Annotated in this window: 25 protein-coding genes and 1 riboswitch; of the genes, 20 read left to right on the top strand and 5 right to left on the bottom strand. The window is 65.8% G+C overall.

All coding sequences use genetic code 11. From position 1 onward, the window contains the following. The first annotated feature begins 39 nt into the window (after positions 1-39). Positions 40-140: riboswitch (TPP riboswitch) on the top strand. Between the two features lie 79 nt (positions 141-219). The 8 genes from thiS to ACYQ3G_RS07520 all read left to right on the top strand — a co-directional run bounded on the left by thiS (position 220) and on the right by ACYQ3G_RS07520 (position 7,755). After that, on the top strand, positions 220-420 hold the full coding sequence (gene thiS / locus ACYQ3G_RS07555) for a sulfur carrier protein ThiS (RefSeq protein ID WP_459824343.1): 201 nt from the start codon (positions 220-222) through the stop codon (positions 418-420). A 45-nt stretch (positions 421-465) separates the two neighbouring features. Continuing rightward, positions 466-1,257 (top strand): thiazole synthase, encoded by a 792-nt coding sequence (locus tag ACYQ3G_RS07550; protein ID WP_459824340.1) that lies wholly within the window; start codon positions 466-468, stop codon positions 1,255-1,257. Further along, on the top strand, positions 1,254-2,366 hold the full coding sequence (gene thiH / locus ACYQ3G_RS07545; protein WP_459824337.1) for a 2-iminoacetate synthase ThiH: 1,113 nt from the start codon (positions 1,254-1,256) through the stop codon (positions 2,364-2,366). Before ACYQ3G_RS07550 ends, thiH begins: the two co-directional genes overlap by 4 nt. Further along, positions 2,363-2,989, top strand: coding sequence for a sulfur carrier protein ThiS adenylyltransferase ThiF (gene thiF / locus ACYQ3G_RS07540; RefSeq protein ID WP_459824334.1), 627 nt, complete (start codon positions 2,363-2,365; stop codon positions 2,987-2,989). Before thiH ends, thiF begins: the two co-directional genes overlap by 4 nt. After that, complete coding sequence (gene thiE, locus ACYQ3G_RS07535) at positions 2,986-3,645, top strand: thiamine phosphate synthase (RefSeq protein ID WP_459824331.1); 660 nt, start codon at positions 2,986-2,988, stop codon at positions 3,643-3,645. The genes thiF and thiE overlap by 4 nt, the downstream gene beginning before the upstream one ends. A gap of 110 nt (positions 3,646-3,755) precedes the next feature. Further along, positions 3,756-6,023, top strand: a complete 2,268-nt coding sequence (locus ACYQ3G_RS07530) for a hypothetical protein (protein WP_459824328.1) — start codon at positions 3,756-3,758, stop codon at positions 6,021-6,023. Between the two features lie 44 nt (positions 6,024-6,067). Continuing rightward, positions 6,068-6,517: a GNAT family N-acetyltransferase gene (locus ACYQ3G_RS07525; RefSeq protein ID WP_459824325.1), complete on the top strand. Its 450-nt coding sequence runs from the start codon at positions 6,068-6,070 to the stop codon at positions 6,515-6,517. An 83-nt stretch (positions 6,518-6,600) separates the two neighbouring features. Then, positions 6,601-7,755, top strand: a complete 1,155-nt coding sequence (locus tag ACYQ3G_RS07520; protein WP_459824323.1) for an MFS transporter — start codon at positions 6,601-6,603, stop codon at positions 7,753-7,755. Here the strand turns inward: ACYQ3G_RS07520 and ACYQ3G_RS07515 are convergent, their stop codons facing one another. Together ACYQ3G_RS07515 and ACYQ3G_RS07510 are read right to left on the bottom strand one after the other, a co-directional pair. Further along, a complete protein-coding gene (locus ACYQ3G_RS07515; RefSeq protein WP_459824320.1) occupies positions 7,756-8,538 on the bottom strand; it encodes a hypothetical protein in 783 nt (260 codons plus the stop codon). 29 nt (positions 8,539-8,567) lie between these two features. Beyond that, positions 8,568-9,227 (bottom strand): NAD(P)H-dependent oxidoreductase, encoded by a 660-nt coding sequence (locus tag ACYQ3G_RS07510; RefSeq protein WP_028577449.1) that lies wholly within the window; start codon positions 9,225-9,227, stop codon positions 8,568-8,570. 408 nt (positions 9,228-9,635) lie between these two features. On the opposite strand from ACYQ3G_RS07510, the gene ACYQ3G_RS07505 reads away from it, so the two are divergent. The 8 genes from ACYQ3G_RS07505 to ACYQ3G_RS07470 all read left to right on the top strand — a co-directional run bounded on the left by ACYQ3G_RS07505 (position 9,636) and on the right by ACYQ3G_RS07470 (position 16,814). Continuing rightward, the gene (locus tag ACYQ3G_RS07505; protein WP_028577450.1) at positions 9,636-10,595 is read left to right on the top strand and encodes a hydrogenase small subunit; all 960 of its coding nucleotides are present in this window, start codon (positions 9,636-9,638) and stop codon (positions 10,593-10,595) included. A gap of 50 nt (positions 10,596-10,645) precedes the next feature. Continuing rightward, positions 10,646-12,355: a nickel-dependent hydrogenase large subunit gene (locus tag ACYQ3G_RS07500; RefSeq protein WP_028577451.1), complete on the top strand. Its 1,710-nt coding sequence runs from the start codon at positions 10,646-10,648 to the stop codon at positions 12,353-12,355. Between the two features lie 123 nt (positions 12,356-12,478). Beyond that, positions 12,479-12,964, top strand: a complete 486-nt coding sequence (locus tag ACYQ3G_RS07495) for a HyaD/HybD family hydrogenase maturation endopeptidase (RefSeq protein ID WP_459824316.1) — start codon at positions 12,479-12,481, stop codon at positions 12,962-12,964. Positions 12,965-12,975: 11 nt separating this feature from the next. Further along, a complete protein-coding gene (locus ACYQ3G_RS07490; RefSeq protein WP_459824313.1) occupies positions 12,976-13,251 on the top strand; it encodes a HypC/HybG/HupF family hydrogenase formation chaperone in 276 nt (91 codons plus the stop codon). After that, positions 13,238-14,062, top strand: a complete 825-nt coding sequence (locus tag ACYQ3G_RS07485) for an ADP-ribosylglycohydrolase family protein (protein ID WP_459824311.1) — start codon at positions 13,238-13,240, stop codon at positions 14,060-14,062. The genes ACYQ3G_RS07490 and ACYQ3G_RS07485 overlap by 14 nt, the downstream gene beginning before the upstream one ends. A gap of 140 nt (positions 14,063-14,202) precedes the next feature. Further along, positions 14,203-15,507: a M23 family metallopeptidase gene (locus ACYQ3G_RS07480; protein WP_459824309.1), complete on the top strand. Its 1,305-nt coding sequence runs from the start codon at positions 14,203-14,205 to the stop codon at positions 15,505-15,507. Positions 15,508-15,630: 123 nt separating this feature from the next. Then, entirely contained in the window at positions 15,631-15,945 is a 315-nt protein-coding gene (gene ppnP / locus ACYQ3G_RS07475) for a pyrimidine/purine nucleoside phosphorylase (protein WP_459824307.1), read from the top strand. A 35-nt stretch (positions 15,946-15,980) separates the two neighbouring features. Further along, positions 15,981-16,814 carry an MBL fold metallo-hydrolase gene (locus ACYQ3G_RS07470; protein WP_459824304.1) on the top strand — a complete coding sequence of 278 codons (834 nt, stop codon included), beginning with the start codon at positions 15,981-15,983 and terminating at the stop codon, positions 16,812-16,814. A 73-nt stretch (positions 16,815-16,887) separates the two neighbouring features. Here the strand turns inward: ACYQ3G_RS07470 and ACYQ3G_RS07465 are convergent, their stop codons facing one another. Then, entirely contained in the window at positions 16,888-17,541 is a 654-nt protein-coding gene (locus ACYQ3G_RS07465; protein WP_459824301.1) for a CBS domain-containing protein, read from the bottom strand. 131 nt (positions 17,542-17,672) lie between these two features. On the opposite strand from ACYQ3G_RS07465, the gene ACYQ3G_RS07460 reads away from it, so the two are divergent. The 4 genes from ACYQ3G_RS07460 to hypB are packed head-to-tail and all read left to right on the top strand — an operon-like array spanning position 17,673 to position 20,820. Further along, positions 17,673-19,436, top strand: coding sequence for a type IV pilus assembly protein FimV (locus ACYQ3G_RS07460; RefSeq protein ID WP_459824298.1), 1,764 nt, complete (start codon positions 17,673-17,675; stop codon positions 19,434-19,436). Positions 19,437-19,453: 17 nt separating this feature from the next. Continuing rightward, complete coding sequence (locus ACYQ3G_RS07455; protein WP_459824295.1) at positions 19,454-19,783, top strand: hypothetical protein; 330 nt, start codon at positions 19,454-19,456, stop codon at positions 19,781-19,783. A 16-nt stretch (positions 19,784-19,799) separates the two neighbouring features. After that, a complete protein-coding gene (hypA, locus tag ACYQ3G_RS07450; protein ID WP_028577460.1) occupies positions 19,800-20,153 on the top strand; it encodes a hydrogenase maturation nickel metallochaperone HypA in 354 nt (117 codons plus the stop codon). A gap of 13 nt (positions 20,154-20,166) precedes the next feature. Next, entirely contained in the window at positions 20,167-20,820 is a 654-nt protein-coding gene (gene hypB / locus ACYQ3G_RS07445) for a hydrogenase nickel incorporation protein HypB (protein ID WP_459824292.1), read from the top strand. Between the two features lie 662 nt (positions 20,821-21,482). Here hypB and pgm read toward each other — a convergent pair. Both pgm and ACYQ3G_RS07435 read right to left on the bottom strand, forming a co-directional pair. After that, positions 21,483-23,126: a phosphoglucomutase (alpha-D-glucose-1,6-bisphosphate-dependent) gene (gene pgm, locus ACYQ3G_RS07440; protein ID WP_459824290.1), complete on the bottom strand. Its 1,644-nt coding sequence runs from the start codon at positions 23,124-23,126 to the stop codon at positions 21,483-21,485. Between the two features lie 81 nt (positions 23,127-23,207). Continuing rightward, positions 23,208-24,542: a tetratricopeptide repeat protein gene (locus ACYQ3G_RS07435; protein ID WP_459824288.1), complete on the bottom strand. Its 1,335-nt coding sequence runs from the start codon at positions 24,540-24,542 to the stop codon at positions 23,208-23,210. Positions 24,543-24,675 lie beyond the last annotated feature (133 nt).

Genomic DNA, 24,675 nt, shown 5'->3' with positions numbered 1-24,675 from the left:
AAACTTTACAGCGGCGGCCATACGCCGTACATGTCTTCGCACACAAGCTGGGGGAGCCTTCGGGCTGAGAGGGGATACGATCCCGACCCTTTGAACCTGACGCAGTTCATGCTGCCGGAGGGAAGCTGGTTCCGGAATCGTCCACCCTATGAACCGCGCCTCCCCGGCGCGGTTTTTCTTTCGCCTCCCCCGCTTGCGACACAGAACGCGGAGGCAGACATGCACATCACCCTCAACGGCGAAAGCCGCCACATCGCGCCGGGCCAAAACCTGAGCGACCTGGTCCTGTCCATGAACCTCGACCCGGCAGTGGTCGTGGCGGAACTGAACCGCGACATCGTGCCCGGCGCGCAGTTCACCGCAACCGTCCTGCACGACGGCGACCGCCTTGAACTGCTGAGCTTCGTCGGCGGCGGCTGAGCGCGCGCCGTCCACCTTTCCCCACCACCAACAGCGAGAACCGTCATGGAACACACCGATATTTTCGAACTGGGCGGCAAGCGCCTGACCAGCCGCCTCTTCACGGGCACGGGCAAGTACGGCGACGACAGCCTCATCCCGGCCGTGTGCGAGGCCTCGGGCTCCCAGGTCATCACCGTGGCCCTGCGCCGGGTGGACCTGGACGGCCGCGCGGACAACGTCATGCGCCACATCCCCGGCCACATGACCCTGCTCCCCAACACCTCGGGGGCGCGCACCGCCGACGAGGCCGTGCGCATCGCCCGCCTGGCACGGGCCATGGGCTGCGGGGACTGGATCAAGATCGAGGTCATCTCCGACAACCGCCACCTCCTGCCCGACGGCTACGAGACGGCCAGAGCCACGGAAACTCTGGCCAAGGAGGACTTCGTCGTCCTGCCGTACATGAACCCGGACCTCTACGTGGCCCGTTCCCTGGCCGACGCCGGGGCCGCGGCCGTCATGCCCCTGGGCGCGCCCATCGGCACCAACCGCGGCCTGCGGACCGAGGAGATGATCCGCATCCTCATCGAGGAGATGGACCTGCCCATCATCGTCGACGCCGGTATCGGCACGCCCAGCCAGGCCTGCCAGGCCATGGAGATGGGTGCGGCGGCTTGCCTGGTCAACACGGCCATCGCCACGGCCGCGGACCCGGTGCTCATGGGCCGGGCCTTCGGCCGGGCCGTGGCCGCCGGTCGCGAGGCCTTCCTGGCCGGCCCCGGGGCCGTGTCCGCCCTGGCCCGGGCCTCGTCCCCCCTGACGGGCTTCCTGGGCGACGCGGGGGGCGCGGCATGAGCTTCCTGCCCGAGGCCCTGCGCCTGCACCGCGAACCCCTGGAGGAGCGGATGGCCGCCGCGACCGGCCACGACGCCCTGCGCGCCCTGGAACGGGAGCGCGTCGGCGAGGACGGTTTCCTGGCCCTGCTCTCCCCGGCCGCCGGCGCCCATCTGGAAACCATGGCCGGGCGCGCCCGGGACCTGACCCTGCGCCGCTTCGGCCGCACCCTCAGCCTCTTCACGCCCCTCTACGTCTCCAACCACTGCGCCAACCACTGCCGCTACTGCGGCTTCGCGGCCCCAAACTCCATCCCCCGCTCCCGACTGACCATGGACGAGGTGCGAGCCGAGGGCGAGGCCATCGCCGCAACGGGCCTGCGACAACTGCTGCTCCTGACGGGCGAGTCGCCCGCCAGGGCCGGGGTGGAATATCTGGAGGACTGCGTGCGCACCCTGCGCCCGCTGTTCCCGTCCATCGCCGTGGAGGTCTTCCCCATGGCCACGGACGACTACAGGCGCCTGGCCGCGGCGGGCGTGGACGGCCTGACCGTGTTCCAGGAGACCTACGACCCGGAGCTCTACGCCGAGCTGCACCCGGCCGGCCCAAAGCGCGACTACGCCTGGCGCCTGGACACGCCCATGCGCGGGGCCGAGGCGGGCATGCGCGTGGTCAACATCGGCGCCCTGCTGGGGCTGACCGGCTGGCGGCGGGAGATCTTCGTCACGGGCCTGCACTCGGCCTGGCTCATGAAGCGCTACCCCGGCGTCGACGTGGCCGTGTCCCTGCCGCGCATGAGGCCCCACGCCGGGGCGTTCCAGCCGGCCTGCCCCGTGTCCGACCGAGAACTGGTCCAGGCCATGACGGCCCTGCGCATCTTCCTGCCGCGCCTGTCCATCACCATCTCCACCCGCGAGACGCCGGCCTTCCGCGACAACATCCTGCCCCTGGGCGTGACGCGCATGTCGGCGGGCGTCAGCACGGCCGTGGGCGGGCACGCCAAGGCGGCGGAAACCGGCCAGTTCGAGATCTCGGACCCGCGCAGCGTGGCCGAGGTCTGCGCCATGCTGAAGGGCCGCGGCTACCAGCCCGTCTTCAAGGACTGGGAACCCCTGGAGGCCAGCGCGTGAACGCCTTCGAGCGCGGCCTGACCCTGTATCTGGACGAAGGGTTCATCGCCTTCCTGCGCACGGTCCGGGTCGGGGTCATCGGATCCGGAGGGCTGGGTTCCAACTGCGCCATGCATCTGGTCCGCTCCGGCTTCACCGACCTGGTCCTGGCCGACCCGGACACGGTGGAGGCGTCGAACCTCAACCGCCAGCACTTCACCCTGGCCCAGGTCGGGCGGCCCAAGGTCCTGGCCCTGCGCGACAACCTGCTGGCCGTGAACCCGGACGCGCGGATTAGGGCCCACGTCCGGGCCGTGGACGCGGGAAGCATGGGGGAGCTGTTCGGTTCCTGCCGGGCCGTGATCGAAGCCGTGGACGACGCCCGGACCAAGAAGCTCGTGATCGAGACGCTCCTGCCCACGGGACGGCTGGTGGTCGGCGCGTCGGGCCTGGGCGGGGCCGGCGTCTCGGAACGCATGCGCGTGTCGCGGCCGCTGCCGAACCTCGTTCTGGTCGGCGACCTGACCACGCCCTGCGACGCGGCCACCCCCCCCCTGTCCCCCGGCGTGGGTATGGCCGCGGCCATGCAGGCCGACGAGGTCCTGCACCATTTCCTGACCGTATATAAGGAGAAGAAACCATGAATGGACGTCTGCTCGTCACGAAACTCATCCGCCAGGGCGGCATCTACGGGCTGACTGCCGGGAAATTCTCCCTCGGGCGCAGCAACACGGACGTGGTCCGGGCCATGCTCGACGCGGGCGTGCGCATCATCCAGTACCGCGAGAAGACGAAAAAGATGGGCGCCAAATACGAGGAGTGTCTGGCCCTGCGCGCCATGACGCGCCAGGCCGACGCGGCCTTCATCGTCAACGACGACATCGACCTGGCCCTGCTGGTCGACGCCGACGGCGTGCACGTCGGCCAGGAGGACCTGCCCGTGGCGGCCGTGCGTTCCCTGGTTGGCGAAGGGCGCGCCATCGGCCTCTCGACCCACTCGCCGGAGCAGGCCCGGGCGGCCGTGGCCGCAGGCGCGGACTACATCGGCGTGGGGCCGATCTACGCCACGCAGACCAAGGACGACGTCTGCGCGCCCGTGGGCCTGTCCTACCTGGACTTCGTGGTCCGGGAAATCGACCTGCCCTTCGTGGCCATCGGCGGCATCAAGGAGGGCAACCTGGCCGAGGTGGCCGGTCGCGGGGCGCGCTGTCCGGCTCTGGTGACCGAAATCGTCGGGGCGCCGGACATTCGGACGAAGGTCGCCGCGTTGCACAGCATACTCGGCGCAACCCGGAAATAAGGCATCCCTGTCAGACCGCATTCCTCCTTGATCTGACATGCGTATTGGGCGTACCTGATTCCATCGTCTCACTTTCTCTTATCAATAATACGCATACGCGAGGAACACGCATGGATACCGCAGCCGTTTCCACACACCGCTGGCGTTTTTTCCGTCTGGGAGGTTTCGACCAGGTCCGCCTCGATTCCGCCGAGGATCTTCTCCATCTGAGCGAACTCGACCAGAAGCTCTGGGCGGCCCTGAGCTGCCCGGTCACGGGGCTGGAGTTCGACCGCCGCACCCTTGCCCTGCTCGACACCGACGGCGACGGCCGCGTGCGCGTCCCGGAGATCCTGGCCGCCGTGCGCTGGGTCTGCACCGTGCTGCGCGACCTCAAGCCCGTCATGGAAGGCCGGGAGGCCCTGCCCCTGGCGGCCATCAACGAGGTCGACCCCGAAGGGCGCCGCCTGCTGGCCGCCGCCAGGCAGATCCTCAACTTCCTGAACAAGCCGGGGGTGGAGGAGATTTCCGTCGAGGACGTGGCCGGCACCGAAACCCTGCTCCACGACTCGCCCTTCAACGGCGACGGCGTGATCACCCCGGCCTCGGCCCGCGACGAGGACACGCACGCGCTCATCGAGGAGATCATGTCCTGCGTCGGCAGCGTCCCGGACCGGGGCGGCGCGGACGGGATCGGGGCCGAGCAGATCGAGGCGTTCTTTCAGGCCGCGGCCCTGCATGCCGCCTGGTGGGAGGAAGGCCAGACCCCGCCGGTCATGCCCCTGCGCGACGGCACGACGGACGCGGCGGACTGCATGCGAACGCTGCGGACCAAGATCGACGACTATTTCACGCGCTGCGCCCTGGCGGCCTACGACCCCAAGGCCGGCGAGGCCCTGAGCCCGGCCCTGGCCACCTACGAAGGGCTGTCCCTGCGGGACCTGGCCGCCGACCCCGAACTCGAACGGCTGCCCCTGGCCCGCATCGAAGCCGGTCGGGCGCTGCCCCTGGGCAGCGGGGTCAACCCGGCCTGGGCTGCCGCCCTGACGACATTCCGGACCCGGGTCGTCGCGCCTCTTCTCGGGGAAGCCAACAGCCTTGATGCCGAAGGTTGGGAGCGCCTCAAGTCCCTCATGGCCCCCTACGAGGCGTGGCAGGCGGCCAAGGCCGGGATCGAGGTCGAGGCCCTGGGGCCCGACCGGGTCCGGGCGCTCCTGGCCGGCGACGCCCGGGACCGGCTGAGCAAGGTCCTGGAGGAGGACCTGAGCCTGGCCGAGCAGGTCGAGAGCTTCGAGGGCGTCATCCGGCTCGTGCACTGCACACGCGACCTCCTGGTCCTGCTGAACAACTTCGTGTCCTTCCGCGACTTCTACGTCCAGGACCGCAAGGCGGTCTTCCAGGCCGGCACCCTGTACCTGGACGGACGGGCCTGCGAGCTGTGCATCCGCGTCGCGTCCCCCGACGCCCACGCAACCCTGGCAGCCCTGAGCCAGACCTACCTGGCCTACTGCCGCTGCACCCGGCGGGGCAGCACGGAACAGATGTTCATCGCCGCGGCCTTCACGGGGGGTGATGCGGACAACCTCATGGTCGGCCGCAACGGCATCTTCTACGACCGCGACGGCCAGGATTGGGACGCGGCCATCGTCAAGATCGTCGAGCACCCCATCAGCGTGCGGCAGGCGTTCTGGCTGCCCTACAAGCGGATGGGACGGATGATCGGGGATCAGGTCGCCAAGTTCGCCGCGGCCAAGGACAGCGCGGTGAACGCGAACGCCGGCGCCAAGCTGGCGGATGTCGGCGCCAAACCCGACGCGGCGGTCAAGCCGCCCTTCGACGTGGGCAAGTTCGCCGGCATCTTCGCCGCCATCGGCCTGGCCCTGGGCGCCATCGGCACGGCCATCGCATCCGTCCTGGGCGGCTTCCTGTCCCTGGCCGTGTGGCAGATGCCGCTGGTGGTGGGCGGCGTGATGCTCATGATCTCGGGGCCGTCCATGCTCATCGCCTACCTGAAACTCAGGCAGCGCAACCTCGGCCCGATCCTCGACGCGTGCGGCTGGGCCGTGAACACCCGGGCCAGCATCAACATCCCCTTCGGCGCGACCTTGACCAAGGTCGCGGAACTGCCCAAGGGCGCCCAGCGCTCCCTACGCGACCCCTTTGCCGAGAAAAAGACCCCGTGGAAACGCTGGGCCGTCATCCTGGCCCTCTTCGTCGCCCTTGGCATGGCCTGGGACAAGGGGTACATCGGGCAACTGGCTGACGCGCTGAAGCCGCTTTTCGGCGGCAGGCAAACCAACGCCACGGAGCAGGTCGCTCCCGCGTCCAACGCCGCTGGACAGGCCCCGGCACCCAATGCCACGGCGGGTCCGGCCACACCTGCCCAACCATCAAAATGACCGGCGCCGGCCCCATGGCCGGCGCTCTTTACTGAGGATCGCCGATGTTCAAACTCGTCACGACGGCGGACGAACTCGTCAAGGTGGCCATGATCCGGGCCATCGTGTTCATGGAGGAGCAGGGGATTTCCTGCGCCGAGGAGATGGACGGGCACGACCACGCCGCCCTGCACGTCCTGGGCGTGATCGACGGGGAGCCTGTGGCCTGCGGCCGCATCCGCTTCCTGGCCGGCGAGGCCAAACTGCAGCGTCTGGCCGTGCGCCGGGCCTGGCGCGGCCGGGGCGTCGGCGGGAAGCTCCTGGCCTTCATGCTCGACCAGTGCCGGGAGCACGGTTTCCACCGCTTCGTCCTGAACGCCCAGACCAGGGCCCTCGGCTTCTACGCCCGGCACGGCTTCTGCGCCTGCGGGGAGGAATTCATGGAAGCCGGCATCCCCCACGTCCTGATGCGCTGCGTCGAAGAGCCCCCGCCCGAAGGAGCAGTCCCCCTCTGAGCCGCACCGGCGGCGCACGACTCCGGACGGCCCCGCCTCAGGTCTGGGGCCTCTCCCATCCGCCCTCCCAAGGACCTCGCTGCATGAAGCAACTCTCACCCCTGGCCCTGCAGGCCCTGGTCTTCGCCTTGGTCTCGGCCAGCTTCACCACCATCTATCTGGTCCAGCCCGTGCTGCCCGTGCTGCAGGCGGAGTTCGGCGTCTCCATCTCCCGGGCCGCCCAGACCGTGTCCATGGTCATCCTCGGGGTGGCCCTCTCGACCCTCGTCTTCGGGCGGCTGGCCGACATGTACCCGGTCAAGCCCTTCATCGCCGTCGGCGGGACCGTGGTTGCCGCGGCGGGAATGGCCTGCGCCCTGACCGGGAGCCTCGACGCCATCATCGCCCTGCGCCTGGTGCAGGGACTGGGCATCCCGGCCCTGACCACCTGCCTGGCGGCCTACCTGGCCCGCAACCTGCCCGTGGAGCGCCTGAACGTGGTCATGGGCTCCTACGTCTCGGCCACGGTCGTCGGCGGGCTGGGCGGGCGGCTGCTGGGCGGCTGGATCCACCCGCCCCTGCACTGGCGCTACGCCTTCGTCACGGCCTCGGTCCTGGTCCTGGTCACGGCCGCGGCCGCCGTTGTTCTCCTACCCGCCGAGGAGCGGCCGGCCGGAAAAACCGACACGGGTCCGGGCTACCTTGAACTCATGCGCCGTCCCGACCTGCTGCAAAACTTCGCCGTGGGCTTCGGCTCCCTCTTCGTCTTCGGCGCGACCTTCAACTATCTGCCCTTCTACCTGAGCGCCCCGCCCTTCTCGGCGGGCACCAACCGCATCACGCTCCTCTACCTGACCTACATCGTCGGTGTGATCATCGCCCCCCTCTCGGGCAGGTTCAGCAACCGCTTCGGCAACGGCCTGACCATGATCCTGGGCTCCCTGACCTTCGCCGCGGCGCTGCTCCTGAGCCACGTCCCGCACCTGGGCGTGGTCTGCCTGAGCCTGGGCCTGGCCTGCGCCGGGTTCTTTGCCATCCACGCCGCCGCCGTGGGCAGCATGAACCGCAGGCTCTCCTCCAGCCGGGGCAGGGCCAATTCGCTCTATATCCTGTGGTATTATCTGGGCGGGTCGGCGGGGATCACGGTCATGGGGTACGGCTTCAAGCACTTCGGCTGGACCGGGGTGACGGGGTCGGGGCTGGCCATGCTCGCGCTGCTTCTGGCCGCAGGCGTGCGCGAGCTGCGCGGCGGCCGGTGATCAGCTCAGGCTGACCGCGGAAAGGTATCTTCTGAACTTGAGGGCCTCTTCATGGCCCGGATTGATGTCAAGGCACGTCTCAAGCGTCCTGTCGGCGTCGCCGATGCGTCCGTCCTCAAAAAACGCCCGGGCCAGGTTGAAGTAGAGGTTCTCGTCCGTCGTGCACAGTTCGATGGCGCGGGCGTAGTATCTGCGCGCCTGTTCGAGCATCTTCTGCTTGCGCAGCTCGATGCCGAACTGGTTGAAGAGATGCTTGTGTTCGGGCGCCGCGAACCCGTCCAGGCCGATGAGCTCCTCGAAGAGCACCTTGGCCTTTTCGTGCTGGTCGTACTGCAGGTAGGTCAGGCCCAGGCCGAACATGGCCCGCACGTTCTTCTCGTCCAGGCCCAGGGCGTTGGTGTACTCCATGGCCGCCGAATACGGCTCGCCCTTGGCGCGGTGCCGGTCGCCCTTGGCCACGTGCTTGGCGATCCGCTTCATGACCGGCTTGACCTTCTTCAGGAACATGTCCACTTCCGGCTGATACTGCGTGATCAGCTCGGCCAGGGTGACCTCCACGGCCGGTCCCGAGGGGGCCCAGTTGGCGTTCAGGGACTGCACGGCCAAGAGGTCGTCATCGATCTGCTTGGCGTAGTAGTAGAGGGTGCTGTCCTCCCTCTTGGCCGTGGTGCCGGTGCCGATGGTGACCGAGGACCGTTTGGAGCAGACGCATTCCAGCCCCAGGTCCGTGGCCATGCAGTATTTGGACACTTCCGCGATGGAGCATCCGTCCTCAGAGATCATTCCCGAATCCATGTCGATTTTCGTCACGCTCAAAACCAGCGCACCATCTGCTCTAGGGGCCGGCGCTTCTTGCGCCTGGCGGGTTTGACCCGGTAGCCGAAGGCCAGCATGTATGCCACCCCGTATTCATCCAGATCCACGCCGAAATCCTCGGCCAGCACCTCGTCCACCTTGTCCTGAGCGTACCCTTCGATGGGGCAGGAGTCGATGCCGATGAGGGCCGCGGCGGTCATCATGTTGGCCTGGGCGATGTAGCACTGCTTGCAGGCCCAGTCGAACATGGCCCGATCGCTGTCCAGAAGGCGGAAGTCCGACTGCTGAAAGGTGGCGTAGTACTCCGTACGGGCCGTGATGCGTTCCTCGGGCAGTTCCTGGATGGTGCGCATGAACTCGGCGATGCCGACGCTGTCGAACTTGAGCAGCGGGGTCTTCATGGCCAGGCAGACCAGAAAATGGCTGGCCGTGGGAATCTGGGTCTTTCCGCCCCAGGTGTGGGGCAGGAGCTTGCGGCGGAAGTCCATGTCCTGGACCACCAGGAAGAGCCAGGGTTCGAAGCCGAAGGAACTCGGCGAGAGCCGCGCCGTCTCCAGGATGAAGAGAAAGTCCTCCTCGGAAATCTTGGCTTCGGGATCGAACTCCTTGCAGGCATGGCGGAACATGAAGGCATCGAGAATGATCTGCTTATCCATAAAGTAGTCTCCGGGGAAAGGGTCGTACGAAGGGCCGGGTCATGTCCGGCCATCTCTGCAGTACGCATGGTCGCCCATGAGTTCAAGGCCGGAGGGCCCCTCAAGTCTGAATGCCTTCTTCCCCGACGCCAACCAAGATAACAAAAAATACGAAATGAGCTGGTAAGTGTTATAAATTTAAATTTCGTACTACCGACGCCACGAAATCGGCCCCGCCTATATGTACGCAATATCTATATACAGATGGCCGATAGTATTCTGTTTTTCTCCTTATCCCCATTGACCTGCATCATTTCCCTATGCTATGGGAAAGAAAGGCCAAACTTCTACGCTACAGAACTGTTGCGGTTACGACTGTGCGCCTTCTCGGCGCCTGTCTTTTTATTCATACACTGATGGAGGTGTGTTATGAAGTTTGCGGTAGGTTTAGGCAAACCCGGGGCCGAGGAACGGCTGGAAAAAAGTGGGATCTCACGCCGAGATTTCATGAAGTTCTGTTCCACCATCGCCGCGGTCATGGGTATGGAGGCGTCATTTGCCAACAAAATCGCCCTGGCGATGACCTCTCCCAAGCGTCCTTCCGTGGTCTGGCTGCATAACGCAGAATGCACAGGCTGCTCCGAATCCATTCTGCGCGCGGTTCGTCCCTTTATCGACGACCTGATCCTGGACACAATCAGCCTTGACTACCACGAGACCATCATGGCCGCCGCTGGTCACAAGGCAGAAGAAGCCCTCCATCAGGCCATAAGTTCGCCCAACGGCTTCCTCTGCGTTGTCGAAGGCGGCATCCCGACCAAGGACAACGGCATCTACGGCAAGGTCGCCGGACGGACCATGCTGGAAATCTGCTCCGAAGTCGTGCCCAAAGCCATCGCGACCATCTCCTACGGCACCTGCGCCACCTACGGCGGCGTGCAGGCGGCCAAGCCCAACCCGACGGGCGCCCTGGGCGTCAACGACGCCCTGAAGCACCTGGGCGTCAACGCCGTGAACATCCCCGGCTGTCCGCCCAACCCCTACAATCTGGTCGGCACCATCGTTCACCTGCTGACCCACAACCTGGCCATCCCCGAGATGGACGACATCAACCGTCCAATCATGTTCTACGGCGAGACCGTGCACGAACAGTGCGAACGCCTGCCCCATTACGAGGCCGGCGAGTTCGCTCCCTCCTTTGATTCAGAAGAAGCCCGCAAGGGATGGTGCCTGGCGAAGCTCGGCTGCAAAGGCCCCACCACCTACAACAACTGCCCCAAGGTCCTGTTCAACCAGACGAACTGGCCGGTCAAGGCCGGACACCCGTGTATCGGTTGCAGTGAACCCGATTTCTGGGATTCTTCTTCGCCCTTCTACGAAGAAGCGTAATCGGCTGTTGCGTCAGGCACAAACATCACTGAATTCAGAGGAGAGAACATATGTCCGGTTGCAAACCCAACCAAGCTCCGGGTGTCGTCGCCACCCCAATGGATAAGAACTTCAAGGGGCCCATCATCGTTGACCCCGTGACCCGCATCGAAGGTCATCTCAAGATCGAAGTCGAAGTGGACAAGGGCAAGGTCACCAACGTCTGGTCGAGCTCGCAGCTGTTCCGCGGCCTGGAACTGATCCTCAAGGGCCGTGACCCGCGCGACGCCCAGCACTTCACCCAGCGCTCCTGCGGCGTGTGCACCTACACCCACGCCCTGGCCTCGACCCGCTGCGTGGACAACGCCGTCGGCGTGGACAAGAATCTGCCCGACAACGCGCGCCTCATCCGCAACCTCGTCCTGGCCGCGCAGTTCCTGCATGACCACATCGTACACTTCTATCACCTGCACGCCCTGGACTGGGTCGACGTGACCGCAGCCCTGACCGCGGACCCGAAGAAGGCCGCATCCATCGCCAACTCCATCTCCACCCGCCAGACCAAGGCCGAAGACCTCAAGGCCGTGCAGGACAAAGTAAAGAGCCTGGTTGACTCCGGCCAGCTCGGCATCTTCACCAACGCCTACTTCCTCGGCGGCCACGACGCCTACTACCTGCCGCCCGAAGTCAACCTCATCGCCACCGCGCACTACCTGGAAGCCCTGCACCTGCAGGTCAAGGCAGCCCGCGCCATGGCCGTGTTTGGCGCCAAGAACCCGCACACCCAGTTCACCGTGGTCGGCGGCGTGACCTGCTACGAGAGCCTGACCAACGAGCGCATGGCCGAGTTCGTGGGCCTGTTCCAGGAAACCAAGAAGTTCATCGACGAATGCTACATCCCGGACCTCCTGGCCGTGGCTTCCTACTACAAGGACTGGGCCGCCATCGGCGGAACCACCCACTTCATGAGCTTCGGCGAGTTCCCGGCCGTGGAAAACGACCTGAACAGCCGCTGGCTGCCCCCGGGCGTCATCCTCAACCGCAACATCGGCAAGGTCGACGCCTTCAACCCCAAACTGATCGAAGAGCACGTCCGCCACAGCTGGTATCAGGGCGACAAGGCCCACCACCCCTTCCAGGGCGTGACCGAGCCCAAGTACACCTCCTATGAGGACCGGGACCGCTACTCCTGGATGAAGGCCCCGCGCTACGACAAGCTGTCCGTGGAAACCGGCCCCCTGGCCACCGTCTTGGTCGCCTACGGCAAGGGCCACCCCGAAGTGAAGAAGACCGTGGACTACGTCCTCAACCATCTGGGCGTCGGCCCGGCGGCCCTCTTCTCCACCCTGGGCCGCACGGCAGCCCGCGGCATCGAGACCAAGGTCATCGCCGACAAGCTCATGGACTGGGTCAACGAGCTGGCCGAGAACGTGAAAAAGGGCGACACCAAGATCTACCAGGACTGGAAGATGCCCGACGAAGCCGAAGGCGTCGGATTCGTCAACGCCCCCCGCGGTGCCCTGAGCCACTGGATCAAGATCAAGGGCGGCAAGATCGAGAACTTCCAGCTGGTCGTCCCGTCCACCTGGAACCTCGGCCCGCGCTGCTCCGAGGGTAAACTCTCGGCCGTGGAAGAAGCCCTCATGGGCACCCCCATCGCCGACGCGGAACGCCCGGTGGAAATCCTCAGAACCGTGCACTCCTACGACCCCTGCATCGCCTGCGGCGTGCATGTCATCGACGCCAAGACCAACCAGGTCCGCAAGTTCAAGATCCTGTAATCATGTACACAAAGGGGGCCCCGCTTTCCGGGGCCCCTTTCTTTCCTTGAACCGGAACCCGTTTTTGCGTAGCACAAGCGGCGAAGCGGACATCGTCACCCATTTTCCAACACGGAACAGTTCATGGCAGACAAGCGCATTCTCGTTCTCGGCGTGGGCAACATCCTGTTCACCGACGAAGGCATCGGCGTGCGCTGCATCGAAAGGATGCAGCAGGACTTCACCTTTTCTGACAACGTCAGCCTCCTGGACGGCGGCACCCTGGGCACGAAGCTCATGGGATCCATCCTCGAATCGGATTACCTCATCGTCTGCGACGCGGTCCTGTGCGGCGACGCGCCCGGCTCCGTGTACCGTCTCATGGGCGAAGACCTGCGCAAGAGCCTCGCCTTCCGCGACTCCATGCACCAGACGGACCTGGTGGACACCCTGGGCATGTGCGAACTGGTCGGCAACCGGCCCGAGGCGATCGTCATCGGCATGGAGCCCTTCGACTACCACACCATGGCCCTGGAGCTCTCGGAAACCGCCGACCGCGCCATGCCCGTCATGATCGAGTCCGTGGTCAGGGAGATCCTCTCGGCCGGCGGAACCTGCACACCCAACTGAAGGAGGCAACCATGTGTCTGGCCATTCCCGCAAAAATTGAATCCATCGAGAACGGCGTTGCCCAGTGCCGCGTCGGCGAAGGCGAGACCTTCGTGACCGCCTCCCTCATGCTTCTGGACCAGGAAGCAACCTTGGGAGACTACGTCATCATCCACGCCGGCTTCGCCATCCGCAAGCTGGACCTCAAGGAAGCCCAGGAAACCCTGACCATCCTTCGCGACCTGGCCAACGCCTACGACGAAGTGCAACGCAAGTACGACACGGAGGTCGGCGGTGTCGAAGCCTGATGCCGACAAGGCCCTCGGCTGCCTGACGGGGCTGGCCGTGTGCGAGGCCCTGGCCGAACTTTCCGGAACGACCCCGCCCGTCACGGTGCCCCTGGAGAGCGGGCTGTGGGGTGACGGCACCTCCATGACCCTGGCCCTTGCCGAGAGCCTGGCCGAATGCGGCGGCGTGGACGAGCGCGACCAGATGGTCCGCCTGACCAGCTGGTTCCGCTACGGCTACCAGAGCTCCGGGGAGACCTGCGACCGCATCGACGATACCGTCAAGGCCGCCATCATGCGCTTCGAGCGCACCTGGAACCCCATCGACGAAGACCTGACCCAGGGCGATGCGTGCCTGGCCCGCGTCGCGCCGACGGCAATATTTTTCGCAGGTGCGACCGAAGCGGCCCTGGACGCCTGCGCACGCGCCACCCGCATCACCCATTCTGGCCGCCAGAGCGTGGACGCCTGCAGACTGTTGGCGGCCATGCTGGACGAAGCCCTGACGGGAGCGGACAAGCAGCGCGTCCTGCGCCCGCAGCCTCCCGCGGACCTCTGCCCCGAAGCAGCGAGCCTGTGCGGGACCGCTCCGGCCCCTGGCGAACACCCGGCCTGCCGGGCGCTGGCCGCGGCCGTGAACGCCTTTGCCGGAAGCGAATCCTTCGCTTACGGCTGCGCCCTGTGCCTGCCGCACGGACCGCGCGCCATGGCCGCCTATGGGCAGTTGGCCGGCGCCTGGTACGGGTTCGAGGCCATACCCGCGGCCTGGCGGCGGAGTCTGGCCCGCGTCGAACTGCTGCAGAAGGCGGCGGAGTCCTTGCAGAAAAGCTGAAGTCCGACAAAACTTGCCAAAAGCCCCCCCCGTCCGTAGCATGGGAACGCCTTTGCGGCGCTCCCATTTTTTTTGCGCCCAAGGCCCTGCGGATGTTGCCCCTTTGCCGAAAGAACACAGAACATAAGCGAGTTTGCAATATGAGCAGCCGAATATCCTTCGCCTTTTTCTTCGTCTTCCTCCTGCTGGCCGGTGCCCTGGGAGCCCTCTACTACGTCAAGGGCGAGTGGAACCCGCCGACCCTGTCCGTGACGCCCGACCAGTCCACGGCGGGCGCGTCGACCGTGTTTACCGTGACGGCTTCGGATGCCGACTCGGGCCTCAGGCTCCTGCACGTCACGGCCACGCAGAACGGCAACACCATCGACATCGTCAAGAAGGACCTCCCCGAGGGAACCCGCGACCTGACCGAGACCTTCTCCCTGCCAAAAAACGTGTCCAACGGCGCCGTTACCCTCGCCGTCACGGTCAAGGATAACTCCTGGCATCGTCTTGGCCACGGCAACAGGGCCGACTTCAAGCGCGACATGACCGTGGACTCCAAGCCTCCCGTCGTTTCCGTCCTCTCGGGGCAGCACAACGTGAACCAGGGCGGGACGGGCCTTCTGGTCTACAGCACCGACGAAGAACTGGGCAGAAGCGGCGTGCGCATGGGCGAGCACTTCTTCCCGGGCTTTCCCTTCCAACCGGGCAAGTACCTGTGCTTCTTCGCCATCCCCTACGACGCCGACGTCAAGACCCTGACCCCGGCCCTGGTGGCCAGCGACCTGGCCGGCAACGAGGTGTCCATCGGGTTCTTCTTCAACCCCAAGGCCAAGGCGTTCAAGCACGACAGCATCAACATCTCCGACAATTTCCTGCAGTCGAAGATGGGTCAGTTCACGCAGTATTTCCCTGACCAGACCCAGCCCATCGACATCTTCCTCAAGGTCAACAGCGAACTCAGGGCCAAGAATGTCGCCTACCTGCTGCAGCTCGGCAAGGACACGGTGCCCCAGAAGCTCTGGGACGGCCCCTTCGTCCGCCTGCCCAACAGCGCGCCCATGGCCGGGTTCGCCGACAACCGCACGTACATGCATGGCGGGCAGGCCGTGGACAACCAGACCCACCTCGGGGTGGACCTGGCATCCCTGGCCACCTCGCCCGTGCCCGCCGGCAACACCGGCCGCGTCGTCCTGGCCGAGTTCATGGGCATCTACGGCAACGTGGTCGTCCTGGACCACGGCTTCGGCATCCAGTCCCTGTACTCGCACCTGAGCGAGATTCACGTGCACAAGGGCGAAACCGTCCAGCGCGGCCAGATCATCGGCAAGACCGGCGCCACGGGCATGGCTGGAGGCGACCATCTGCACTTCGGCATGCTCGTCTCAGGCCTCGAGGTGCAGCCCATCGAATGGTGGGACCCGCACTGGATCAAGGACAACATCACCTCCAAGCTGCAGTGACCAAAGGCCCCTTCGGGGCCTTTTTTCGTGCCGTGCAACACGGGTGACAAGCCGGGCCGGGCTTTGCTAGAAGGCTGCATCGCCCCGGCCCCGGCCGCAACCCCAGCACGCCACGAGGATCCCATGTCCGAATTCGCCAACGTCACCGTGATCAGGAAGGCCAACGTCTACTTCGACGGCAAGGTCACCAGCCGCACCATCGTCTTTCCCGACGGGTCCAGAAAGACCCTCGGCGTCATGCTCCCCGGCGATTACGAATTCGGCACGGCCGACAGGGAGATCATGGAGATCCTTGCTGGAGAGCTGGATGTGCTGCTGCCCGGCGCCGACGCCTGGCAGGCCTTCGCCGCCGGCACGTCCTTCGAGGTGCCCGCCAACTCGAAGTTCTCCCTCAAGGTCCGGACCCTCACGGACTACTGCTGCTCCTTCGTCAAGTGACCCACGGGCCGGACATCCGGCCCGGACACCACGCCATGAAGATCACCGTCCTGGTGGACAACGCCACCCTCATCGACCGTTATTTCCGGGCCGAGCCCGGCCTCTGCCTGCTCATCGAGGACGAAGGCCTGAAGGTCCTCTTCGACTGCGGCTACTCCGGGCTCTTCCTGGACAACGCCCGCAAGATGAGGATCACGCTCTCGGACCTCGACGCCGTCGTCCTGTCCCACGGGCATCTGGACCACACCTGGGGCCTCGAAGCCCTGACCCGCCACCTGTGCGAGGAGCGCCTGGAAGGCCGCCCCTGCTCCCGCCCGACCCTGGTGGCTCACCCGGCGGCCTTCCGCAGCATCTGCGAAGGCGGCAACCCGGAACTCGGCCCGCTGCTGGAGCCGTGCAAGCTCTCCCGGCACTTCGCCCTGAAATTCTCCGCCGCGCCCCTGCCCATGGGCGAGCGTCTTCTCTTCCTCGGGGAAATCCCGCGCAGCCACGCCTTCGAGGTGTCCCCGGGCATCGGCACCAAGGAAGGGGACGACAGTCCCGACCTGCTCCCCGACGACTCGGCCCTGGTCTGGCGAGGGGACGACGGGCTGGTAGTCGTCACGGGCTGCTCCCATGCAGGCGTCTGCAACATCGTCGACCACGCCGTCGCCCTGACCGGCGAGACCCGCATCCAGGACGTCATCGGCGGCCTGCACCTCCTGTCCCCCTCGGCTAAACGCCTGCACGGGACCGTCGCGCATCTGCGCACCCTCGCCCCGCAACGCCTAAGCCCCTGCCACTGCACGGATCTGCACTCGAAGATCGCCCTGGCCGGAGCGGCACCCCTGCGCGAGGTCGGCGTGGGGCTCACGGTCAGTTACGCCTAGGCTGCCGGACAACGGTGCAAAAAAAGGGACGCTCCGTGAAGAAACGTCCCTGCGGTCGGCGAGGCGGTCCGGCCTAGGCCCATTCGTGCGCGAAGTATTCCGGCCCGGCGATCTTGTAGCCCTTGTCCGTGACGACCTTGGCGATGGCGGCCATGTCTTCGGCCAGGATGCGAAAGACGATCAGGCGCTTGCTGTCGCGGTAGAAGGTCGAGGTGGACAGGATGTTCACGCCCAGGTCGAAGAAGAGTCGGCTCAGGTCGGCCATGACGCCCTTGCGGTCCTCGACCTCGATGGCGATGCGGCTGCCGCCCAACTCCAGCCCCATCTCCTCGACCAGCACGGCCAGCATGGAGCTGCGGCTGATGTAGCCCTTGAGGCGGCTGTCACTATCGACGACGGCCAGCCCGGCCAGGTCCCGGTCGTGCATGATCTTGGCCGCCACCTCGATCTCCGTCTCCGGATGCACCGTGGGCATCTCCTTGCGCACCAGATCCTTCACCGTCAGCTTGGAAAAGAGGTAATTGAGCTCGTGCTTGCTGAAGGTGGTCGCACCCGACGGCAGGGCGGCCCGGATGTCCTCCTTGGCCACATAGCCCTTGAGCTTCCCGCCCTCGACGACGAGCAGAATCCAGAGTTTGTTCTCCTCCATCATCCGGTCCGCCTTGATGATCAAGGTGTCGGAGGTGATGGTGGGGACATGCTTCTGCATGGCAAGGCCTACATACATGGTTTTCTCCTTGAAAAATTGGGTGATTCCCTCACGCAAAGTGCAGTGACAGCCACGATCCTTTTTGCTATATCCTTGTTTCCATTGCCGGAAATAACCACCATGTGAAACAAGGCCCCGTTCGAAACATCATGAGACGTGCAGTTCTTCTTATTATCGGCCTGTGCTTCCTGACAAGCATAACCAGGCCCGCTTTTTCAGAAAAACCGCTGCGTCTTTTTTTTGAGAAGAACATCAGCGTCGAGGCCGAACCCGGACAGGAGCACACCGTCCGGCAGGGCGAATGGCTCTTCAAGATCCTGCAGGACAAGGGATACTCGGGCACGCAGATCCAGCAGCTCATGCCCGGCATACAGGCCCTGAACCCCAATATACCGAACTTGAACCGCCTCAAGCCCGGCCAGATCATCCGCCTTCCCGAGGGCGTCGCGGCCGCGCCGCCAGCCCCTGCCCGGCCGTCCCCGAACATTTCGCCCGACACCTACGAAAAGCGGGCCTACGTGGTCCAGGCCGGCGACACCCTGGTCGAAATCCTGCAGCACCAGGGCGTGCCTGCGAGCCTGATTTTCGGCAAGTACATGGACCTCTTCCTGGAACTCAACCCCTCGATCCCCGACACCAACACCCTGCGCGCCGGGCAGGAAATCATCCTGCCCGTGGTCAAGGGAGGCACTGCCCCGGCCACGGCTCCCGCCGAAACGACGCCCCCGCAGAAGCCCGCGCAGGTCGAGAAGGCGCCGGATCCAACCCCGGCACCCGCCAAGCCAGTGACCATCGTCGCCGTGCCGGTTTCGCCGGATACGAGAGTCGAGGCCGTAGCGAACCAGACGGGAACGTCCATGCAAGGGCTGTCCGGCGCACCGTCCCCCGCAGCGGCCGGGCCGGCCGTGTCGCAGGCGGGCCCCGCGCCGGAACCGGCCCCGTCTCCGCTCCCCGAATCCCGGCCGCAGGAGCCTGCGCAACCCGAAGTCGCCAACGCGGCGCCCTCCGCATCCAACGCGACCGGGCCTGCCGACACCCGCACGCCGCAGACGGGCCTTCCGTTCATCAAGACCGTCCTGAAGGAGATGCGCTTCACGTTCATGCCCGGCGACGAGAGCATGTTCCCCCTTCCCGGCTCGGGCTGGCTGCATGTCAAGCTCTTCGAGACGCCGCTGGTGGAGGCGCCCTGGGGGGACAAGATCCTTTTCTGCCCCGTGCCCAAAAGCGCCGACTGGATCGCCAACGCCAACAAGTTGGGCATGAAGGTCTGCACCGTCTCGCCCCGCTGGTCCCTGCAGGAGGTGCTGGAGAAGGTGGCCCAGGCATCCCCCCGCGCTTTCCGCCTGTGGTCCGCGGACCGCGACCTGGTCCTGACCAGGTCCGGAGTCGGGTTGACCCTGCAGTCCCCGCAGATGGCCATCGTGGACATGGGGGGCAGAAAGACCGTCAACATGGTCTGGGCCAGACAGACTCCGGGCGAATCGCCCTTGCCCCAGGGCCTGCACGAGGTCTTGGACGAGGCCCAGGTCAATGTCATCGAGTTGGACGCCTTCAACGAACTTTCCCGGCTGCCCGCCAGACCCCGGGATTCCATCTACGTGCCCGTGGCCACGCACATGGACCTCATCCGAGCCATCAACCCGGCCAATCCCGAGGCCTATTTCGGCCAGGGCCTGCCCGCCGACCTGAGCGCCCTCCTGCAACTGCTGCGCAGCAAGGACGATTTGCACCAGGGCATGGCGAGCGCCTCCTGGGCCAGCGGCCCGGGCACCCGCATCGGCATCCAGGTACCGGCCTGGAACGTATCCGGAGGAGCCTCCCGCATCATCCTGCTGGACAGGCGCTTCGCCGACCCGTATCTCGTTTCCGTCCTTTCCCGCGAGGGCTACACGTGCTTCGTCCTGCCGGACTGAACCCCAAGGATTGACCCATGCCTCACGACTTCCGTGTCTACGGCCATCTGGTCGGGCTCGACCACGACCGCATGCAGGCCTGCACCGCGCATCTGGCGACCTACGAATGCGAGGCCGCCGGCAACGTCCTCGACTTCCTGCACGAAGGCGGCTTCGTCGACGTGGACAGCGACCTCGAAGGCCTCCTGCCCCTGCTGGGCCCCGACGCCCGCGGCATTGTCGACATCATCAACCACCAGGACTGGGAGATGTTCCGCGTGACCATCGCCGGCGGAGCCATGACGCGGGCGCGCATCGCTCTGGACAACGCCCTGGACACGGCTTACGCATCGGAGCGCCGCTCGTAGCACACAAGGAGAAAACATGCACGAACTGTCCATCGCCGAGAGCCTCATCAAGATCATCCGCGAGGAAATGGCCAAGCACGGCCTGACGAAGCTCTTGAACGTCAAGATCGTCTACGGTCAGATCTCGGCCATCGTGCCCGAAGCCCTGGAGACAGCCTTCGAGGTCCTGACCGTGAACACCCCGTTCGAAGGCGCCAAGGTCGAGTGCGAGGTCAAGCCCATGACCGTCCGCTGCCGGCAGTGCGGCGAGGAGTTCAGCCCCTCCTACGAGGAGCGCCTGATCATGCCCTGCCCCAAGTGCGCGACGGAGTTCGGGCACGAGATCATCTCGGGGCGGGAACTGTACATCGAGAACATCGAAGCCGAATAACCTGGAGGATTGCATGAAAGTCGATGTGGTACGCAACATCCTGGAGGCCAACGACGCCGTTGCCGCCGACCTGAACGCCCGCTTCACGGCGCAGGGCATCCTGGCCCTCAACCTGATGAGCTCGCCGGGCTCGGGCAAGACCACCCTCCTGGAACGCACCCTGACGGATCTCAAGCACGAATTTTCCATGGCCGTCATCGAGGGCGACTGCCAGACCGAGAACGACGCCCGCCGCGTGGCCGCCACCGGCGCCCGCGCCGTGCAGATCAACACGGCCGGCGGCTGCCACCTCGACAGCGCCATGGTCCGCGACGCGGCCGATTCCTTGGGCCTGGACGGCATCGACATCCTCGTGGTCGAGAACGTCGGCAACCTGGTCTGCCCGGCCGAGTTCAGCGTCGGCGAAGACTACAAGGTCACAATCCTGAGCGTGACCGAGGGCGACGACAAGCCCGAGAAATACCCCTTCATCTTCGCCGAATCAAAGGTCATGATCCTGAACAAGGTCGACCTGCTGCCCTACGTCAACTTCAGCGTCGAACGCGCCAGCGCCTTCGCCCGCTCCGTGAACAAGGACATCGAGATCTTCACCCTCTCGGCCACCACCGGCCAGGGCATGGACGCCTGGTACGACTGGCTGCGCCGCGAGCGGGCCAAGAAGAAATAACAACCCTCCCGGACAGCGCGACGCCCGCCCTCGAAAACGAAGGCGGGCGTTTTTCGTCACGGCCTGGACACGGCCGAAGCATGGATTCCCGCCTGCGCGGGAATGACGCGGTTGCAGGCCGTCAATGCCGCACGTTGCCCAGCCAGGCCCAAGGCCACATCAATGCCGCGCCCGAACACAGGCAAAGGCATGGATTCCCGCCTGCGCGGGAATGACGCGGTTGCGGGCCGTCAATGCCGCACGTTGCCCGGCCAGGCCCAAAGCCACATCTATGCCGCGCCCGAACACAGGCAAAGGCATGGATTCCCGCCTGCGCGGGAATGACGCGGTTGCGGGCCGTCAATGCCGCACGTTGCCCGGCCAGGCCCAAAGCCACATCTATGCCGTGCCCGAACACAGGCAAAGGCATGGATTCCCGCCTGCGCGGGAATGACGCGGAGATGGCCAGTACGTGCGCAGCGATGTCCGACAGGCCGCCAAATCACATCAATTTCGACATACCTCATGTCATTCCCGCGCAGGCGGGAATCCATGACTTTCGCCTCCGAAGCCTCCCCGCACGACGGGTAAAGGCCCGCCATCCGCAAACGGACGACGGGCCTTTACCCTAAGAAGAACCCGCGCTTCGCAGGAACCAGTGCGGAAGAGAATCCTACGGTCTCCTAAGCCCCCTTCAGCACCCCGTCGACCATCTCCTGGGCCTCGGTCTTGATGCGCTCCAGGTGCTCGCGGCCCAGGAAGCTCTCGATGTAGATCTTGTACATGTCCTCGGTGCCCGAGGGCCGCGCCGCGAACCAGCCGTTTTCCGTCACGACCTTGAGGCCGCCGATGGCCGCGCCGTTGCCCGGGGCGTGGGTGATCCTGGCCAGGATGGGCTCGCCGGCAAGCTCGGCCGAAGTGACCCGGTCGGGCGTGAGCGACGAGAGAACCTTCTTCTGGGCCATGTTCGCCGGGGCCTGCAGGCGCTCGTAGATGGGGCTGCCGTGGCGGGACTCCAGCTCCCGGTAGAGGTCGCCGGGGTCCCTGCCCGTCACGGCCGTGATCTCGGCCGCCAGCAGGTTCAGCAGAAGCCCGTCCTTGTCCGTGGTCCACACGCCGCCGTCGCGGCGCAGGAAGGACGCGCCTGCGCTCTCCTCGCCGCCGAAGCAGCAGGTCCCGGCCAGGAGGTCGTCCACGAACCACTTGAAGCCCACGGGCACCTCCCGGACCGTGCGGCCATGGGAGGCCACGACGCGGTCGACCATGGAACTGGTGACCAGGGTCTTGCCCACCTGCGCCGCCGCGGGCCAGCCCGGCCGGTGCGTCAGCAGGTAGTCGATGGCCACGGACAGGTAGTGGTTGGGGTTCATGAGGCCGTGCCCTGCCGTGACGATGCCGTGACGGTCGGCGTCGGGGTCGTTGGCGAAGGCGATGGAGAAGGAGTCCTTCAGGGCGATGAGCTTGGCCATGGCCGCGGCCGAGGAGCAGTCCATGCGGATCTTGCCGTCCTTGTCCAGGCTCATGAACATGAAGGCCGGGTCCACGACGGTGCTGACCACGCGGATGTTCAGGCCGTAGCGTTCGGCGATGGGTTCCCAGTAGGCCTGCCCGGCCCCGCCCAGGGGGTCGACGCCGATGCTGATGCCCGAATTCCTGATGGCCTCCATGTCGATGGCGTTGGCCAGGTCCTCGACGTACGGGCCCATGAAATCGTGCTCCCGGCACAGCCCCTGCGCCAGGGCCTTCTTCAGCGGGACGCGGCGGACAACGGACGTGTCGGCCAGCAGCGCGTTGGCCCGCTTCTCGATCCAGCCCGTGACGTCGGTCCCGGCCGGGCCGCCGTGGGGCGGGTTGTACTTGATGCCGCCGTCCTCGGGCGGGTTGTGGGACGGCGTGATGACCAGCCCGTCGGCCAGGCCCGCGGTCCGGCCACGGTTGTAGGTCAGAATGGCGTGGGAGATGACGGGCGTGGGCGTGTAGCCCAGACCGCGCTGGAAGCGGCAGTCCACGCCGGCCGCGGCCAGGACCTCCAGGGCCGTGCGCTGGGCGGGCTCGGACAGGGCGTGGGAATCCATGCCCACGAAGAGCGGCCCGTCGATGCCCTGCATGGCGCGGTACTCGCACACGGCCTGGGTGATGGCCAGGATGTGCGCCTCGTTGAAGGACGCCTTGAAGGCGCAGCCGCGGTGGCCGGACGTGCCGAAGGCAACGGCCTGGTCGGGCGCGGACGGGTCCGGTTCGAGGGTATAGTAGTCGGACACGAGCCTGGGCACGTTGATGCGCAGGCTTTCCGGCACGGGCGTGCCGGCGAGGGGATGTGCTGCCATGGATGCTCCTTGTTGGTGGATCGGGATGCGCCGTCGGCCGTCCGCCATGGGCGGGGTCTGACGGGTCCCGAAGAAATTCGCTCAGGCCAGGGCCTGGGAGCGCTTGAGGGCCTCCCACATGAGCTTGTCGTTGGGGTCCTGCTCGTAGGCCTTCTTGAAGAACTGCTCGCCCGAGAGGCCGGCCTTCTCGAAGATGGTGCCGATGTTGTAGGCCACGTTCTTGCCCGAGTCGGGCAGGCCGGGGTCGACCTCCAGGGCCTTGCGGATCATGGCCAGGGCCTTGGGGATGTCCCGGCCCTCGTTGTAGGCCAGGGCCATGTTGTAGAGCAGGCCCGGGTTGTCGGGGATGACGGCCAGCACGCGCCGGTACTCGGCGATGGCCTCGCGCCATTTGCCCTGCTTGCGCAGCGAGATGCCCAGGATGTTGACCGTGGCGATGTCCGAAGCCGTCAGCTCGCCGCCGCGCAGGTCCAGGGCGCGCTTGGAGTAGCGGATGGCCATGTCCGGGTCGCGGTTGGCGCAGATGGTGGCGATGCGGCTCGACAGGTTGGAGAGCATGTCGGCGGCCTCCTTCTTGGCCAGCTTCATGACCTGTTCGAACATCTCCTCGGCCTGGGAATTGTTGCCCCGCGAAATCTCGAGTTCGCCGATGTTCAGGATGCGCTGCGTGTCGAGGGGGCTTATCTCGTTCAGGCGGCGCAGGTACTGCAGCTGCTTCTCCGGGTCCCCGGACTGCTCGTAGAGCATGGCCAGGCGCTTCAGGGGCGCCAGGTAGAGCTCGGAGCTCTTGGCCGCGAGCTGGTACATCTCCTCGGCCCGGGCCATCATGTCCATGCCGCGGTAGGCGTCGCCCTTGATCATGTAGGCCGCCGCGCTCTCGGGCTTCTGCTTGAGGATTTCCTCGGCCACGAGCATGGCCTCGCCCCAACTGCCCGCGTCCAGATAACGCTTGCCCTTGTCGATGAGCTTGCTCAGGCGGCCCTGCGGGGCGATGGTGAAGGCCAGCTTCTCGGCGAAGGAGGCCACAGAGATGGGCTTGGTGATGATGTTGTGGGCGCCCTGTTCGATGAGCAGGGCCGTGGTGTACTGGTCCACTTCCTTGGTCAGGACGATGATGCGCACGGCCGGGCAGAGGCGCTGGACGGTGTCCATGATCTGCGCCAGGGTCGATTCGGCGGAGTTGCGGTCCAGGCAGACGACGTATTTGGCCTGTATGTCCTGACGCAGGAGCGCGAAAAGGTCGTCGAGGCGGGTGTACTGGACGAAGCTGGTCCGGGGCAGGCCGAGGCTGCGGAAGAGCACGTTCTTGATCAGCTCCACGAACCCGGCGTCCTCGGTCAGGGACACGAACCTGCCGCCGGCCATGGCGTAGTCGAAGATGGCGTTTCCTATGGCATCCCGCGTATCCTTTTCCATGCGCACCGCCCCTGCATTGACCGCGTTTCAGAACCCGAACCAGAACAACACGGGGAAAATACACCATGCCGCACTGATGTTCAACGCGTTCCTGCCCCGCCGCCTGTGACGGTCGGCGCTGTCCCGCCCACTT

Source organism: Desulfomicrobium salsuginis (assembly GCF_054657795.1).
The sequence above is the reverse complement of the archived record's forward strand: the minus strand, read 5'-3'. Positions and strand labels throughout refer to the sequence as shown.